The organism is Cupriavidus sp. F041 (assembly GCF_057814235.1).
Genome location: NZ_JBVASY010000005.1, coordinates 54,738 through 70,886, shown reverse-complemented (window position 1 = coordinate 70,886; position 16,149 = coordinate 54,738). Strand labels below are relative to the sequence as shown.

16 protein-coding genes and 1 pseudogene are annotated in these 16,149 nt (G+C 64.5%); 4 read left to right on the top strand and 13 right to left on the bottom strand.

Features of this window, described 5'->3' with window-relative positions; genetic code table 11:
• Positions 1 to 31 precede the first annotated feature (31 nt).
• Positions 32 to 445, bottom strand: coding sequence for an ACT domain-containing protein (locus ACZY0R_RS43100; protein WP_488867935.1), 414 nt, complete (start codon positions 443 to 445; stop codon positions 32 to 34).
• Between the two features lie 146 nt (positions 446 to 591).
• Positions 592 to 867 (bottom strand): annotated as a pseudogene (locus ACZY0R_RS43095) (universal stress protein); the annotation flags it as partial.
• 509 nt (positions 868 to 1,376) lie between these two features.
• Here ACZY0R_RS43095 and ACZY0R_RS43090 point away from each other — a divergent pair.
• Positions 1,377 to 1,943, top strand: coding sequence for a phasin family protein (locus ACZY0R_RS43090; RefSeq protein ID WP_488868043.1), 567 nt, complete (start codon positions 1,377 to 1,379; stop codon positions 1,941 to 1,943).
• A 225-nt stretch (positions 1,944 to 2,168) separates the two neighbouring features.
• On the opposite strand, the gene ACZY0R_RS43085 is transcribed toward ACZY0R_RS43090, so the two are convergent.
• Positions 2,169 to 3,422: a polyhydroxyalkanoate depolymerase gene (locus ACZY0R_RS43085; protein WP_488867933.1), complete on the bottom strand. Its 1,254-nt coding sequence runs from the start codon at positions 3,420 to 3,422 to the stop codon at positions 2,169 to 2,171.
• A 97-nt stretch (positions 3,423 to 3,519) separates the two neighbouring features.
• Here ACZY0R_RS43085 and ACZY0R_RS43080 point away from each other — a divergent pair, with 97 nt between their 5' ends.
• Positions 3,520 to 4,173: a glutathione S-transferase family protein gene (locus tag ACZY0R_RS43080; RefSeq protein WP_488867931.1), complete on the top strand. Its 654-nt coding sequence runs from the start codon at positions 3,520 to 3,522 to the stop codon at positions 4,171 to 4,173.
• Positions 4,174 to 4,251: 78 nt separating this feature from the next.
• On the opposite strand, the gene ACZY0R_RS43075 is transcribed toward ACZY0R_RS43080, so the two are convergent.
• A complete protein-coding gene (locus tag ACZY0R_RS43075; RefSeq protein WP_488867929.1) occupies positions 4,252 to 4,944 on the bottom strand; it encodes an AMP-binding enzyme in 693 nt (230 codons plus the stop codon).
• Between the two features lie 47 nt (positions 4,945 to 4,991).
• Here ACZY0R_RS43075 and ACZY0R_RS43070 point away from each other — a divergent pair, with 47 nt between their 5' ends.
• Together ACZY0R_RS43070 and ACZY0R_RS43065 are read left to right on the top strand one after the other, a co-directional pair.
• Entirely contained in the window at positions 4,992 to 5,603 is a 612-nt protein-coding gene (locus ACZY0R_RS43070; RefSeq protein ID WP_488867927.1) for an IS1634 family transposase, read from the top strand.
• Positions 5,543 to 6,013: a transposase gene (locus tag ACZY0R_RS43065; RefSeq protein WP_488867925.1), complete on the top strand. Its 471-nt coding sequence runs from the start codon at positions 5,543 to 5,545 to the stop codon at positions 6,011 to 6,013. The genes ACZY0R_RS43070 and ACZY0R_RS43065 overlap by 61 nt, the downstream gene beginning before the upstream one ends.
• Positions 6,014 to 6,238: 225 nt before the next feature.
• Here the strand turns inward: ACZY0R_RS43065 and ACZY0R_RS43060 are convergent, their stop codons facing one another.
• The 9 genes from ACZY0R_RS43060 to ACZY0R_RS43020 all read right to left on the bottom strand — a co-directional run bounded on the left by ACZY0R_RS43060 (position 6,239) and on the right by ACZY0R_RS43020 (position 16,135).
• Positions 6,239 to 6,829, bottom strand: coding sequence for a LysR family transcriptional regulator (locus ACZY0R_RS43060; RefSeq protein WP_488867923.1), 591 nt, complete (start codon positions 6,827 to 6,829; stop codon positions 6,239 to 6,241).
• Positions 6,793 to 7,767 (bottom strand): N-formylglutamate deformylase, encoded by a 975-nt coding sequence (gene hutG, locus ACZY0R_RS43055; RefSeq protein ID WP_488867921.1) that lies wholly within the window; start codon positions 7,765 to 7,767, stop codon positions 6,793 to 6,795. Before hutG ends, ACZY0R_RS43060 begins: the two co-directional genes overlap by 37 nt.
• Positions 7,767 to 8,768 (bottom strand): hydroxyacid dehydrogenase, encoded by a 1,002-nt coding sequence (locus ACZY0R_RS43050; protein ID WP_488867919.1) that lies wholly within the window; start codon positions 8,766 to 8,768, stop codon positions 7,767 to 7,769. The genes hutG and ACZY0R_RS43050 overlap by 1 nt, the downstream gene beginning before the upstream one ends.
• Positions 8,769 to 8,834: 66 nt before the next feature.
• On the bottom strand, positions 8,835 to 10,097 hold the full coding sequence (locus ACZY0R_RS43045; RefSeq protein WP_488867917.1) for a Zn-dependent hydrolase: 1,263 nt from the start codon (positions 10,095 to 10,097) through the stop codon (positions 8,835 to 8,837).
• Positions 10,094 to 11,842: an ABC transporter ATP-binding protein gene (locus ACZY0R_RS43040; RefSeq protein WP_488867915.1), complete on the bottom strand. Its 1,749-nt coding sequence runs from the start codon at positions 11,840 to 11,842 to the stop codon at positions 10,094 to 10,096. The genes ACZY0R_RS43045 and ACZY0R_RS43040 overlap by 4 nt, the downstream gene beginning before the upstream one ends.
• A complete protein-coding gene (locus tag ACZY0R_RS43035; RefSeq protein ID WP_488867913.1) occupies positions 11,805 to 12,641 on the bottom strand; it encodes an ABC transporter permease in 837 nt (278 codons plus the stop codon). Before ACZY0R_RS43035 ends, ACZY0R_RS43040 begins: the two co-directional genes overlap by 38 nt.
• A 10-nt stretch (positions 12,642 to 12,651) precedes the next feature.
• A complete protein-coding gene (locus ACZY0R_RS43030; RefSeq protein ID WP_488867911.1) occupies positions 12,652 to 13,638 on the bottom strand; it encodes an ABC transporter permease in 987 nt (328 codons plus the stop codon).
• 79 nt (positions 13,639 to 13,717) lie between these two features.
• Positions 13,718 to 15,313, bottom strand: coding sequence for an ABC transporter substrate-binding protein (locus ACZY0R_RS43025; protein WP_488867909.1), 1,596 nt, complete (start codon positions 15,311 to 15,313; stop codon positions 13,718 to 13,720).
• 69 nt (positions 15,314 to 15,382) lie between these two features.
• Entirely contained in the window at positions 15,383 to 16,135 is a 753-nt protein-coding gene (locus tag ACZY0R_RS43020) for a LamB/YcsF family protein (protein WP_488867907.1), read from the bottom strand.
• Between the last annotated feature and the right edge of the window lie 14 nt (positions 16,136 to 16,149).

Genomic DNA, 16,149 nt, shown 5'->3' with positions numbered 1-16,149 from the left:
ACCCCTCATCGGAAACCATGGTCTGGAGGCGTCAAGCGGCTTCCAGCACCTCGGTCGTCTTGTTGGCGTCCGCCTTCAAATCGACCGCCACATAGGCGACGAATTGCGTCCCGATCGCCGACGCAGAGAAACCGCGGAGATTCATACCCGTTTCGGCGAGCTTCCCGGTCAACGCCGCAGCAATGCCCGGCCGATTGATTGCCATGACACGAACGCAGTGCAGCGTCTGCATCACATTGAATCCCACCAGGGCTGCTGCCACGATTTCTCGATCACCCTGCATTGGTGTGACGAATAAGGCTCCTTTTCCTGGACTGCGCCGCGCAATGATCAGTTGTAGGTCGGCCCCCACATCGCGTAACGGAGCCAAGGCCACGGCCACGCCGCCTGGTTTGTCTGGAATGCTCGCCACCCAAACATCAACTTGTTCCACGAGCAGTTCCATGGCGGATTCTCCTTCTTCCGTACGGTGGTAGTGAACACCGCTATTCCGACGGGTTCGCCATCCCCCGACGGGTTATGGCCAATGGACTCAATGCGCATCGAGTTGCTGCGCCGATGAGTCGAACACAGGTCTCGATGCCATGACGTCTAGCGGTACACCAGCACGGGGATTTTGCTGTGGGTCAGCACCTTGAGGGTCTCGCTGCCGATCAGAATTCCTTGCACACCGCGCCGTCCATGGGACGCCATCACGATCAGGTCGCAGCCTCTATCTTCGGCGGTCTTGATGATGGCCTCGTATGGGTGATCGCTGACGGCATAGACGGTGTCGCATGTCACGCCGGCGGCGTTTGCCTCACCCGCGATCCTCTGAAGATATTTAGCCGACTCTTGCTGTGCCTCCTGAGTGAAGCGTTCGCGGGAAGCCGTCGACTGCCAGCAGAACATGCGTGAACATGTTGTCCTCCTTGTCTGCCAAATGCGGGGGTCTCCAGAACCGTTCACCATTTCACGCCAACTGGCGCGAAACATCGGAACCGCCGAGGCCCTCATCGATTGCTTCCATATGCCCATCACCCAGTTTAAGTATAGGTGCCGAAGGCCTCACGTCAATTCATGGAGAATCACGGGGAAATGGAGGAGTCGCGCGGGGAATCATTGACAGCAGAGCGGCGCGGACACCTTGGTCAAGACCATCGGGAGTTGGCGGTACTCAACACCTGGCGAAAAAGCGTTAAAAAACTCGTGCCTTGCAAATACGGGAGAGGCGATATTGAATGGATCGGGTCTGACATGAACTGGCAATATCCCTCCTTGTCAGGGACGTCCCGGATCGCACGTTACGCGCTCACGCTGATGTCGACGCCGGGCAATCACACAAGCATGGCCGTCCGGCAGCAGGAGGGGCACCCGGCCAATTTCAGGAGTGCATGATGAACGCGTTTCCCCCCGAACAATTCACCGCCACACAACAGGCAAACGTGGCCGTGATGTTCGGCCTGGCAAACAATGCCCTCGAAAGCTTCGAGAGACTCGTTGAGCTGAATCTGGAAGTCATGAAGTCGACGTTGACTGAGGCGCAGGAGAACTCGCAGATGGCGTTGTCCGCCAAAGACCCACAGGAGTGGCTCGCGCTACAGGCCGGCATGATGAAACCCATCAGCGAGAAGGTGCTGTCTTACAATCGCCGCCTGCGCGAGATCGGGGCGGCTACCCAGGCCGAGTTCGCCAAGGTGACCGAGGCGCAGTCCGAAGCGTACAATCGCCGCATGCAGGAGTTGGTCGATGATCTCGCCAGCAGCGCACCAGCCGGTTCGGAAGGCGCGGTGGGCGCGCTGGCCTCGGTGATCGCTGCCACCAATAAAATGTATGAGTCGATGTACCAGACCGCGAAGCAAGCGGGCGAAGGTGCAGAACAGATCCTCGGCACTGCGAGCAACACGACGTCCAAGGCTGCAAAGCAGGTCGTTGACCAGGCGTCGCGCAGCGCCAAGGCCTGACGTCGATGCAAGCCAGCGGCAGTAGCTGACCCAGGGGCCGCCAGGAAAACATGCCGGCCTGGTGATGACGCACCCGGGGCACATGGTGGATTCGCAATATTTCCGGCCCTGGGCAGACGCAGGCTGCGCATGACCTGAGCAGCGGCATTGCGGCGCGCCACAAGCATGCGTGGGCTGGTGCTTCCCCCTTATGTGGGACGGGGAGGGTGGGTCCGCGCGTTGCCATCAGCCGGGCACCGGCTGAGCGGCCTCCACGCAGCGCTGTTCCGTTTCATGGATGATCTTGCGCAGGAGCGGATAGACCTGCGTCGCCCAACGCCGGCCGGCGAACACGCCGTAGTGCCCGACACCGGTTTGCACATAGTGGGATTTCAGATTAGACCGTAGCTCGCTACACAGCTCCTGCGCCGCCTCGGTCTGCCCAACCGCGCAGATGTCATCGTTTTCCCCCTCGATTGTCAGCAGTGCCGTGCGCCGGATGGCGCGCAGGTCCACGCGCCGCCCCGCCACCGTCAAGCAGGCGCGCGGCAGGACGTGCTGCTGGAACACCCGATTCACGGTCTCGAGGTAGAACTCGGCCGGCAGGTCCATCGTCGCAAAATAGTCGGTGTAGAAGGCTCGAATCGCCTCGGCCTTGGCCGTCTCGCCATCCAGCTTGTGTTGGTAGGCATGGATCAGCGAAGCAATATGACGATCCAGATTCATGGAGAGGAAGGCGCACACCTGCACGAAGCCTGGGTAGACGCGTCGCCTTGCCCCCGCGAAGCGGGCCGGCACGGTGTCGATCAGGTTGGCCTCGAACCAGGCGAGTGGGGTGCGCACCGCCAGTTCATTGATGCGGGTCGGATTGACGCGGGCATCGATCGGCCCGGCCATCAGCGTCACGCTGCGCGGCAGCGCCGGATCGCCGTCTTCGGCCATCAGCGCGACGGCGGCCAGGGTGGCCACCGTCGGCTGGCAGACCGCCACCACGTGCGTGCCTGGACCGAGAAAGCGGAGAAGACCGATCAACTGGGCGACGAAGTCGTCGAAGCCGAAGGGCCCGCAGGACAAGGGGATGTCGCGCGCATTACGCCAGTCGGTCAGGTAGACATCGTGGTCAGCCAGCATCGTGGCCGCCGTCGCTCGCAGCAGGCTGGCGAAATGGCCCGCCAGGGGCGCAATCAGCAACACGCGCGGTTGTCCGGGCGCAATGTCCCTCCTAAAATGCAGAAGGGAGCAAAACGGCGTGGCGAGCACCACCTCTTCGCTCACCGCGACGCTGCCACCGTCGACCCAGGCCGCGTGGATGCCAAAGGGCGGCCGCTCGTGGCGCAGGCGCACGAGCGCGCTCCATTCAAGGAGCGCGCACCACTCCGGCGCGAATTGGGGCCCGGACGCAGGTATTGGCGACGCCGTGCAGGAAGCGGCTGCGGCGTCGGTCGCGGCCTGCAATGGGGCCATCAGGTCGGCCAGCAGCTGGTACGCCTGGTAAATCATGGGGTGACTCACAGAACGCATATCGGCAGCCACGCAGCGATATGCATGGCGTTGCATCGATATCACTAAGTCACTCCATTATCTCTTAGAGTTCGCCATGTCAAGGACAACCCTGACCATCAACAGCAGGAACTATGGCGCCTGGTCGCTACGCGGCTGGCTGCTGGCAAAATTCAGCGGGCTGGAATTCGAGGAGATCCTGGTGCCGATGACGGACGCGGCCAGCCGCGCGGAACTCTCGCTACTTTCGCCCTCGACGCTGGTACCGCGCCTGGAACACGACGGTGCCGTAGTCTGGGATACCCTGGCCATTGCCGAGTATCTGAACGAAGTGCGACCAGAGGCTGCGCTTCTGCCCGAGGACCGCATTGCTCGTGCCCACTGTCGGGCGATTTGCGGCGAGATGCATTCGGGATTCAGCGCCATGCGCGCAGCCTTACCGATGAACTTGCGTGCCCACCACCCCGGATTCAAAGTCTGGTCGCGCGCCCAGAGCGATATCGATCGAATCACCGCCATCTGGCGCGAATGCCTCTCGGCTTACGGTGGGCCCTATCTGTTCGGCGCACGCACCATGGCCGATGCCATGTACGCACCGGTCGTCACCCGGTTTCGCACCTACGAGGTCAAGCTCGATGAGGTATCGGAAAACTATTGCCGCACGATCATGGCGCTGCCGGAGATGCAGGAGTGGATCGAGGCGGCGCAGCGGGAGCCTGAGGAAATTGATGAACTGGATGTTGAGTTTTGAGCATCCCGAGCCCATACGTGCGGTCGGCGTTGCGTTCCGGTGCTTAACGGTTTAACCGTCGTTGTGTGCGACCTGCGACTAGCCTGACCGTCCCTGCGCAGCCAGCTCCTTGATCTGCTCAACGACCTCCGGATTGGCGAGAGTGGACACGTCGCCGGGGTCCTGCTGATTCGAGATCGCCGCAAGTACGCGCCGCATGATCTTTCCCGAGCGGGTCTTGGGCATGTCGGGAACGATGACGACTCTATGCGGCCGCGCGATTGCACCGATCTGGGAAACCACGGATGCCGAAACCTTATTCGCGATCTTCGCGGAAGGGGCCAGCCCCGGTTTCAGCGACACGTAGAGGTCGGGCACCTTGCCCTTGAGTTCGTCCGCGACCGGAACCACAGCCGCCTCAGTAACATCGGGCACAAGAAGGGCAGCAGACTCAATTTCCTTGGTGCCGAGGCGATGGCCGGCGACGTTGATCAAGTCGTCAATGCGACCGAGGATACGAAAGTAGCCATCCGCGGCCTGCATCGCGCCATCACCGGCCAGATAAGGCCAGTCCCGCCAGTCCTTGCTCTTGGGGTCCTTGCAATAGCGTGCATAGTACTGGCTCACGTATCGATCTGGATCCTTCCAGACCGTCTGCAACACGCCCGGCCAGGGATTACGGATGCAAATATTCCCTGCCTTGCCAGACCCACCCGGCAGTTCCTTGCCTTCCTCGTCGAAGATCACCGGATGAATCCCCGGAATGCCGGGCCCCGTGCTGCCTGGCTTCATCCTGTGGATCGCCGGCACAGTGCTGCAGAGAAACCCACCGTTTTGGTTTGCCACCAGGTATACGTTGCTGCGAACTTGCCGCCCACGGCTACAGCCGTGATGGCAAGCGCGACGATCCCCAGATCGTGTTCGGCCTGGTGTGCATGCCTGAGGGCTGTCCAGTCGCAGTCGAAGTCTTCGCTGGCAACACCGCCGATCCGGCTACCGTGGCCTCGCAGGTGGACAAGCTCAAGAACCGCTATGGCATCGAGAAGCTCGCGTGGGTGGGCGACCGGGGCATGCTGACGCAGGCGCGCATCGATACGATATTGCGCCCGGCTGGCCTGGACTGGGTGAGCAGCCTGCGCGCGCCGCAGATGGCCGCGCTTGCCCATGAGAAGGGACCCTTCCAGCCGTCGCTATTCGATGAGCGCAACCTGCTGGAGGTGACCAGCGAGGCGTTCCCCGGCGAGCGGCTCATCGTGTGTCGCAATCCGCTACTGGCCGAGGAGCGCAGCCGCAAACGCGAGGCGCTGCTGCAGGCCCACCGAAGCCGAGTTGATGAAGATTACCGACGCGACCACGCGTGCGCGCAACCGGCTCAAGGGCACCGAGGCGATTGCCCTGCGCGTGGGCCGCGTCATCGATCACTTCAGGATGGGGCAAGCACTTCGAGCTGAGCATCACCGACTCGAGCTTCACCTGGGAGCGCAAGGCCGAACAGATTCAGCAGGAGGCCGCACTCGATGGCCTGTATGTGGTGCGTACGAGCCTGCCGGCAACGGATCTGCCGGCTGAGGCGGCCGTGGCGGCCTACAAAGGGCTGGCAGTCGTGGAGCGGGCCTTCCGTTCGCTCAAGACGGTCGATCTGCAGGTGCCCCCGTGTTCCATTGGAACGCCCGCGCGCGTGCGCGCTCACGTCTTTCTGTGCATGCTCGCTTACTACGTCGAGTGGCACATGCGCGAAACGCTAAAGCCGATGCTGTTTGACGATGAATACGTCGAACTCGCGCTGTGCGGCCCGGCCTTCGCCGGTGGCCAAGGCACGGCGCTCGGATCAGGCGAAAGCCAAGGACGCCACCAGGCTTAGTGAGGATGGCTTGCCGGTCCATAGCTTTCGCACCTTGCTCGATGATCTAGCCACGCTCGCGTACAACGTCTGTCACACACCGCTCAATCCGCAAGCGAAGCTCGTCATGATCACGCGGCCGACGCCCATTCAAGAAAAGGCCTTCCGTCTGCTCAACGTCAGCCCCGTCGCCTGTACCCAGTAATCGCCTCGCTCGCGCGCACATAACCGTGAGAAATCAAAGCATTATGCGCGCCGCGCGCTCAAAGTTCGGGCTAGCGCGTGTCCCCTGGGCAGCGCGCACAGGATCCGCCCCTCGCCGATTTCCCGGGTCCGGAGATTCGCGCCGTCGGGCGGCGCCATCGATGCAATGCAGAGGTCTGCGTGCCCCTGCACCACGAACGGCAGCAAGGCGTCGAACGGCATGGGGCGGTAGTGGACACGAACGGCGGGATGCCGCAGCCGGAAGCGCTGGATGGCGCGCGGCATCAGCCATTCGCTGTAGCTCGGGCTAGAGACAATCGACAGCTTGCCCTCGTTTTGTTCGCCCAGGCTGCTGGCCACCGCATTGAACTGGGCGACGCCCTTGAGGATGACCTCGACTTCCTCGAACAGCCGGCGCGCCTCCGGCGTGGGCTGCAGCCGTCCCTTGACCCGTTCGAACAGCAGGAACCGCAGGCGGCTTTCCGCGGTTGCCAGCACACGGCTGAATGCTGGCTGTGACACGCACAGCATGCGCCCGGCCTCGCTCAGCGAGCCGGTGACCATGATCGCGTGGAAGACCTCGATCTGGCGAAGGTTCAGGGGTATGGCGGGAGGCCTGCTAACGGCTGGCATACAAGGTGGCGCCAAGGCACAAGCGCGGTAACGGCAAGAGGATCCCGTGACGACGGAAGAAGCGCGCTATCGGGCGGCGGATCCACGCCGCCCCTCGGGCGCGAGCGAGGTGTCAAATCTGTGTGTCGGCCGCGACGGGCCGCAGCGTTGCCATTGCCGCGAGCGCGCCCCCCCACTATGTCGCGCAGTGTCGGCCACAGCATCGCGGCCAAGTCTTCACGATAGCCGAACGGTGCCGCTTCATCCATGTAGATGGCCTGCGCCATTTCGAGTTGCACCGCATGCACCCCCCGCTGCGGCTGGCCGTAGTGCCGCGTGATATGCCCGCCTCTGAAACGATCGTCGGCGACCCACGAGAAAGGACTGGCCGACGCGGCGGCGATGACGGCCTCGCGCAGCGCCGGCGCGCAACTGGCACCGCTGTTGGTACCGATGTTCAGATCAGGCAAGCGGCCCGCGAACAGGCGGGGCAGCACGCTGGCGATCGAGTGCGCTTCCCACAACAGCACGTGCCCGTGCACTTGGCGCAGGCGCGCGATCTCGGCGGCCAGCGTGCTGTGATACGGATTCCAGTAATCGCGGATACGGTCCGCGATCTCGGCAGAGGACGGGGCCTCGGGATTGGGATACAGCGGCTCGCCCAGGAATGTGTCGCGTGGGCAAAGCGCCGTGGTGTTCTGGCCCGGATAGAGGCTTTCGCCGTTGGCGGGGCGGTTCACGTCGATCACGTAGCGCGAGTAGTTGGCTGCCACGACGGACGCGCCCAGCGTTGTCGCGAACGCGTAGAGACGCCCCAGATGCCAGTCGGTATCGGCACGCACGCGCGCCACGTCTTGCATTTGCGCGGCGAACGCGTCGGGCAACAGTTCGCCGCCGTGCGGAATCGAGACCACCAGGGGAATGGTGCCCTGCGTCAGCTTGCAAACGGGGGAATTCATTACTGGATTTCCTTGGATGGCGTGATAACGGGAACGCGCCTGTGCACCCACACGCGCGCGTCGAGAAGGTGTTTCGGTTGCAGCCCCGCGAACACGTCGATGATCTGTTCGGCGCATTGGAGCGCCGTGGCATGCAGCGCCTCCTCGGTGGAGCCGGCCAGGTGCGGGCTCAGCACGACGTTGTCGAGCCCGGCCAGCGGGGATGCCGCGGATAGCGGCTCCTGCGCGAAGACGTCCAGCCCGGCGCCGAACAGCCGGCCTTCCTTTAGCGCCGCGGCCAGCGCGGCTTCGTCGATCAGCCCGCCGCGCGATGTATTGACGACGATGGCGCGCGGCTTCATGCTGCGCAGCGCATTCGCATCGAGGGTGTGGCGCGTGTCGGCACGCAGCGGGCGGTGCAGCGAGACGACCTCGGACGCCGTAAGCAGTTCGGGCAGCGTCGATACCCGCGTAGCGCCGTGCGCTTCGACCTCGCACGTCTGCACGCTGGGCGACCACACCAGCACGCGCATGCCGAGCCCCGCGCGCGCCATGTCGCAGACCAGGCGTCCCGTGCGGCCGAAGCCGATCACGCCGAGGGTCTTGCCATGGAGCGAGAGCATCGGTGCCGCGTATCGGTAGCGCCAGTCGGACTGCCGCGTGGCCGCATCCGCCAGCGGCACCCGCCGCGCAACCGCCAGCATCAGCATCAGCGTGTGTTCGGCCACTGCGCCGATATTGGCGTCGGGCGTGGACACCACCGGGATGCCCAGCTCATGCGCGTGCGCGACCGCGATCTTGTCGGTGCCGGTACCATGATTGCTGATGACCGCGAGCCGCGGTGCGGCATCGATCATTTCGGCTGTCAGGCCTTCGCGCACGATCACGGCGTCGGCGCCGGCGACTTCGCGGATGCGAGCGGCTTCGTCACCGGCCTGGCCCAGGCGTACCTCGAAGCCCGCGGCACGCAGGCGCTCCGCGCCGATGGGGTGGATGGGCTGGGTAATCAGGCAGACTGGCATGGGTGTTGCATGGAATCAGGCATGGGTTGTGCTGTGAATTGCGATGCGGGTTGTGCCGCAGGCATCCTAGCCTGCACGCGCTGCCAATGCGCCGGCCAGCAGTCGGGTGGCGACGGCGAAATCGGCGAGATCCATCGACTCGTCGGGGTTGTGGCTGCCATGGGCATTGCGTACGAAGATCATCGCAGCCGGTATGCCCTGGCCGGCAAACAGCGCCGCGTCATGTCCCGCGCCGCTGGGCATGGCGCGCGCGCGTACGCCGCCCCGGCTCGCCGAGCAGAGCAGGGCGTGCTGGAGCGACGGGTCCATCTGCGCCGCGGCACTGGCCGACGGGGCCCCGAGATCGACCTGCACCCGGTACTGTGCGCCAATGCCTGCGGCAGCGGCGTGTACCCGCGCATCCATCAGGTCGAGCGTGTCGCGGCTGCGGGAACGCATGTCGATACTGAACTCGACCAGGCCGGCGACCTTGCTGAAATCGGCCTGCTTTGGGTCCGTCATGCAACGGCCGAACGTCAGCGTGAGTTCATGCCCCTGCGCCTCCAGGGCGATCCAGTCCTGTTGCAGCGCGTGGATCAGCGTTGCGGCCGCGACCACGGCATCTTGGCGATGGCTGCGCGGCGTCGCGCCGGAGTGCGCATAGGCCCCCTGCACGCGGGCGTGCCGGTAGCGCTGGCTGCCGCAGATGCCAGTGACGATGCCGACAACGTCGCCCGCCTCCAGCAGCACCGGTCCCTGCTCGATATGGAGTTCGACAAAACAATCGATGCGCTCGGCGCGCAGATGCGCCTGGCCTGCGCGGATGTCGTCCGGCCGCCCGCCCGCTTCACGCAGATGGTCGGCCAGGCTGCGGCGGGTGTCGGCACGCACGCTGTCGAGCGCCTGCGGCTCCAGCAGTCCGAAGGCGGCCTTGCTCCCGGCATAAGACACCGGAAACCACGCGCTCTCCTCGGCGCGGATTGCGGCCACGGTGACATCGCGACGCGGCGCGAAGCCCGCCTTGCGCCAGCCAGCGAGCACGGCGAGACCGGCGACAACGCCGGCGGCACCGTCGAAATTGCCGCCGCGCGGCACCGAGTCAAGATGCGAACCCGTCATGACCGCCGCGGCGCCGCGATCCGTGCCCGGCAATGTCAGATAGAGATTGAGCGCCGCATCGGTCGCCACCTCCAGTTCGAGCGCGCGGGCGGCGTCGGCGACAAGCTGGTGCGCCCGCTGCTCGCCGGCGCCGTAGCTGTCTCGCGTGACACCAACGCCGTCGAAACTCTGTTCGTGCAAGCGGTCGAACAGCGCGGTGGCGAGGGCGAGATCCGGTTCGGCGATGGTCATCGGATGGTCTCCATCGCGTCTGCCTGCGCCTCGGCCTGCGCGGCCGTCTGCCTGGCAGGCGACGGATCCCAGTCACGCCCCGGCATCGCGTCCATGAGCTGGCGCGTGTAGGCATGCCGGGGCGTCTCGAATATCTGGGCAGGGCTGCCCTGTTCAACCACGATGCCCCGGTGCATGACCAGCACCGCATCGCAAATCTGCGCCGCCACACGCAGATCGTGGGTAATGAAGACCAGCGCGATGCCGAGGCGCTGTTGCACGTCTCGAAGCAGCCGCAGCACCTGCGCCTGCACGGAGACATCGAGCGCCGAGACCGATTCGTCGGCGACGATCAGCCGCGGCTCCATCGCCAGCGCCCGCGCGATACCGATGCGCTGGCGCTGGCCGCCGGAGAACTGGCTCGGATAGCGGTCGAATGCCGAGGCATCGAGCTCGACGAGCTGCAACAGCTCCCGCGCCCTGGCCAGCGCCTGTTCCCGGGACACGCCGCACGCGAGCGGACCATCGCAGAGGATGCGCCCGACCGTATGGCGCGGATTGAGCGAGGCGAACGGGTCCTGGAAGATCATCTGGATATGGCGGCGTAACGGCCGGAACTCCCGCTCGCTCAACGGGGCGATGTCGCGCCCATCGAAATACATCCCTCCGCCGTCGGTTCCGGTCAGCTTGAGCAGGCATTTGCCGATCGTGGACTTGCCGGAACCCGACTCGCCGACGATACCCAGCGTCTTGCCGGCGCCGACCGAGAAGCTCACGTCCTTGACGGCTTCGACCACGCGCTTGCGTTTAAACAACCCGCCCGGACTGACATAGGTCTTGCGCAGCGCTTCGACGCGCAGCACCGGATATCCGCTCGCTGCGTCGGCCGGGTCATTGTCTTCGCGATCGCCCGGCCGATGCGACGGCACGCTGGCGATCAGCCGTTGCGTGTAGGGATGGCGGGGCCGGTTCAGCACCTGGTCGGCCGTACCCTCCTCGACCAGCAGGCCCTTCTCCATCACGACGACACGATCGGCGATTTCGGCTACGACGCCAAAATCGTGCGTCACGAACATGACACCCATGCCTTTCTCGCGCTGGATGCGGGCGATCAGCGCCAGGATTTGCGCTTGCGTGGTGACGTCCAGCGCCGTGGTGGGCTCGTCGGCGATCAGCAGCGCCGGCTCAAGCGCTAGCGCCATCGCAATTATCACGCGCTGGCGCTGGCCACCCGAAAGACTGAACGGCCAGGCATGAAACAGGCTTGCCGGATCCGGCAAGCCGACGAATTCGAGCAGTTCGAGCACGCGCGCCTTGCGTGCCGGACCGGGATGGGCGCCATGGACGCGCATGACCTCGGCAATCTGCTCTCCCACCGGCTGCAGCGGGTTGAGCGCCGACAGCGGCTCCTGAAAGATCATCGCCATGTCCTTGCCGCGCATGCCGCGCAGCGTCTTCTCGTCCATGCCCAGCAGATTCTTACCGTGCAGCAGGAGCTCCCCTTGCCGCGGACACAGATAGGCGGGCAGCAAGCCCATGATGGCGTTGGCGCTCATGGATTTGCCCGATCCCGATTCGCCGACGATGCAGAGAATCTCGCCGGCGTGGATGTCGAACGACACGTCGCGCACGGCATACTGGCGGTCGCCGCCTGCCGGAAGCGGGATACTGAGTCCGCGGATGGACAGCAGGGCGGCGCCCTGGTCTGGATTGCCTATGGCCACGGTATCAAGCTCCCCGCTTGCGCAGTTGAGGGTTGAGGGCATCGTTGAGCCCCTCACCAATCAGGTTGATGGCCAGCACCGTCAGCATGATGGCGATGCCGGGCCAGAGGCTCATCCACGGCGCTTCTCGAAGCATCGTGCGCGCGGCGCCGATCATGAAGCCCCAGCTCATCAGATTGCGGTCGCCCAGCCCGAGGAACGACAACGCCGATTCGGTCAGGATGGCCGTCGCGGTCATCAGCGAGGCCGTCACGATGATCGGCGAGGCGGCATTGGGCAGGATCTGGGTAAAAATGATCCGCGCCGGCTTCTGGCCGATCACGATGGCGGCCTGCACGAATTCCCGCTGCTTTAGCGTCATGAACTCGGATCGCACCAGGCGCGCCACCGGTGGCCACGACACCATGGAGATGGCCCCGACGATCGAGTATAGCGACGGCTTGAAGATCGCCACCAGGACGAGTGCCATGGCCAGCTGCGGAATGGTCTGGAAGAACTCTGTTCCCCGCATCAGGGCATTGTCCACGCGGCCGCCATGGTAGCCCGCCAGCGCACCCACCACGATGCCGATCAGTACGGCCACCAGCGTGGAGATCACGCCGATCATGAGCGACACCCGCGCACCATAGGCGAGGCCCGCCGCGATATCGCGGCCAAGCATGTCGGTACCCAGCGGATACGCGGCGTCGGCGAACGGGCCCAGCAGCGGCTCGCCCACCATCATCCACGGCGGATCCTGATAGAGCGTCGAGGCAAGGATGCCCATCAGGATCACCAGCAGCAGCAGTGCGAGGCCGACGGCCGCGCCACGATTGGCGACGAATCGCTTCAGGAAGGACATGTGAGACTCCTCAGGCTTGCTGGATGCGTGGATCGATCAGCCGGTAGGCGAGATCGGTGAGCAGGTTGAAGACCACCACCATCGTCGATGTCACCAGAAACACGCCGAGCAGCAATTGATAGTCGCGCTGGAGCAGCGCGTCGAACATCAGCCGTCCGATGCCGGGCCATCCGAACACGGTTTCGGTAAGTACCGCGCCGCCGGCCATCTGCCCCAGCTGGATCCCCGCGAACGTCACCACCGGCAGCAGCGCATTGCGCAGCGCGTGGTGGCGGATGGTCCCGCCCACTGAAACGCCCTTGGCGCGCGCCGTCTTGATGAAGTCCATGCCAAGCACTTCGAGCATGGAAGCGCGCGTCAGCCGCGCGTAGACCGCCATGAAGAAGCAGCCGAGCGACGCAGTAGGCAGCACAAGGTGATGCGCGACGTCGCGCACACGCGCCCAGCCAGTCAACGCGCCGCCCACTGTCTCCATGCCGTAGGGCGGCAGCCAGCCGAGGTGCAGCGAAAAGAAAAGGATGGCCAGCAGCGCCAGCCAGAACTGCGGCGTGGCGTAGATCAGAAGCGATCCCGTCATCAGCACGCTGTCGAGCCATGGGTGCTTGCCCTGATAGCGGCTGCGCGAGGCCACCACGCCGAACAGCACGCCGAACACAAGCGCGAAGACGAACGCGCACGACATCAGCAGCAGCGTGGCCGGCAGGCGGTCTAGGATGATGTCGAGCACCGGCAGGCGTTCCCGGTATGAGTAGCCCAGGTCGAGGTGCGCCACGCCGTTCAGGTAGTTCGCCAGCTGGACATAGACCGGCTTGTCGAGGCCGAACTCTTGCCGTAGCTGTGCCACGTAGGTGGGGTCCGAGGCCCCCGATTCTCCCGCCAGCACGGCGGCCGGATCGCCGGGCGCCAGCCGGATCAACAGGAAGTTGATGACGACGACGCCCAGCACGACCAGGGCCGCTTTGCCGAGCCGCGCGAACACTGACAGTGCCTTATCCACGAAATAGATTCCAAGAAAGTTAACGAGGGGGGAACGATGCGCCGTACAACTTGCCCGGCGCATCGCCGCGCACGGGTGCTTACTTGTCGATGTAGGCATCGGCGAACGTGTCGTTAAGACCGATCGCCGTCTGGATGAGGTTGTGCACCTTCGCGTTGTAGAGCGTTGGGATTTCCATCTCGAACAGGTACCCGTTCGCCACCTCCTCCACGAGTGTCTTCTGGATGCTGGAGTACAGCTTCTGGCGCTCGTCGTTAGACGTCGCGGCGGCAGCCTTGTCCCACATCGCATCGACCGCGTCGTTCCGATATCCCTGGTTGTTGACGAACGCGGAGCCTTTGACCATGTTGCGGGCCAGGTAAAGACGCGAGACGCCCAGCGCCGGATCGCCATATTGCGACGTGAAGCTAAAGGTCAGGTCGAAGTCGAAATCCGAGACGAGCTTGGCCCACGTGCCCGCATCCGCCGACTCCATCTCGACCTTGAAGCCGAGTTGTTCGAGGCTCTGGCGCGTGTACTCGCCGAGCCGGTCCCAGGTCGCGCCGTAGGGATACGACAGGATCTTGATCGGCGTCTTCGCGGGGTCGACACCGGACTCCTTGATCAACGCACGCGCTTTCTTTAGTTCGAAGTTGTAGGCCGGAACGTTGGCATCGTAGAACGGCGTAGTTGAAGAAATCGGACCGGTGGCGACCTTGCCGAGACCGAAGAAGATGCTGTTCACAACGAACTTGCGGTTGATGGCCTCCATGACAGCCTGGCGCACCTTGACGTTGTCGAAGGGCGGCTTGCGCTGGTTCATCTGGATATAGGCCAGCTTGGAGAACATCTCCCAGCCCTTCGTCGTGTATTGCACGCCCGGTAGCGCCTTGAGACGTTTCACCTCCACGTTGTCCACGTCACCGGCGCTCACCACCTGGACATCGCCGCGCTCGAAGGCGACCGCACGCGAGGCCGCATCGGGAATCACGTTGAAGACGATCTCGTCCAGGTACGGTTTGCCGGCCTGCCAGTAATCGGGGTTGCGCGTGAGGATGATGTACGCGCCTTTCTTCCATTCCTTGAATTTGAACGGGCCGGTCCCGATTGGCGTCTGGTTGGCTGGGTTCTTGGCGTAGTCGGTGCCGTCATAGATGTGCTTGGGCACGATCGGCATGTTGTCGCTGACGAAGGCCTTCAGAAACGGGGCAAACGGCGCCTTGAGCGTGATCTGCACCTTGTTTGGGCCGAGCGCCTTCACGGTGTCCACGAACTGCTCGATGATGACCCGCGCGCGCGGGTGCACCGCGCGCAGGAACTTGTCGACCGAGAACACGACGTCGTCTGCCGAGAACGGCTTGCCGTCGTGCCACTTGACGTTCGGCTGCAACTCGAACGTGTAGACCTTGCCGTCGGGCGAGATGGTCCAGGACCTGGCCAGGCCCGGCCTCGGCGTCATGTCCGGCGTCCATGTCAGCAGGCTTTCGTAGATCTTGCCCGCCACGTATTGGGTGGGCGTTTGCTGATTGAGGCCAAGCATGAGCGTGGGTGGCTCGGGCTGCGCGATCGCGCGCAACGTGCCGCCGCGCGTCTGCGCGTGCGCGCCGGCGCCAGACAGCACGCCGAGCGCCAGCGCAACGGTGCACGCCGCGAGGTTGAGCGTGCGCTTGGGGGGCGGAGTCAGCTTGGAGGACATGAGGATCACCTTGGTTTGGGGAGGGTCGGTCGGAATGGGGGGCGTTACGTGCGTAGGTGGCGGGATACGTCAGACAGGCCGCACGCCAATGCCATCGGCATCGAGCGCGGCGCGGATGCGCGCCGCGAACACCGCCGCGCCGGGCTGGTCGCCATGGATGCAGAGCGTGTCGGCCGCGATGGGAACGGTCTTGCCTGCGAGTGAGATCACGCTGCCATCGCTCACCATGCGCTTGACCTGGGCGATCGATTCCGCCACGTCTTCGATCATCGCGTGCGGCTCGGAGCGCGGGGTCAGCGTGCCGTCGTCCTGGTAGCTACGGTCCGCATAGACCTCGAAGGCCACGCGCAGGCCCATCCCGCCGGCAGCGCTCGCCATGTTGGCGTTGGCGACGTAGACCACCAGGCCTGGATCGATGTCGCGCACGGCCCGCGCCACCGCCTCGGCAAGCGCCGGGTCGTGCGCGGTCATGTTGTAGAGCGCGCCGTGTGTCTTGACGTGGTGCAGGGGCACGCCTACTGCCCGCGTGACGCCAAGCATGGCACCAACCTGGTACACGGTCAGGGCATAGACCTCGTCGGGCGTCATGGCCATCTCGCGGCGGCCGAAGCCCTGCAGATCGGGGAGTCCCGGATGCGCACCAACCGCCACTCCAGCGGCCGCGGCCGCGCGGACCGTCTCGAGCATCGTGTCCGGATCCCCTGCATGGAAACCGCAGGCAATGTTGGCGGAGGTGACATGCTGCAGGATCGCGCGGTCGTTGCCCATGACCCAGGGCCCGAAGCTCTCGCCCATATCGCAGTTGATATCGATGAATGGCATGATGGATTCCTTTT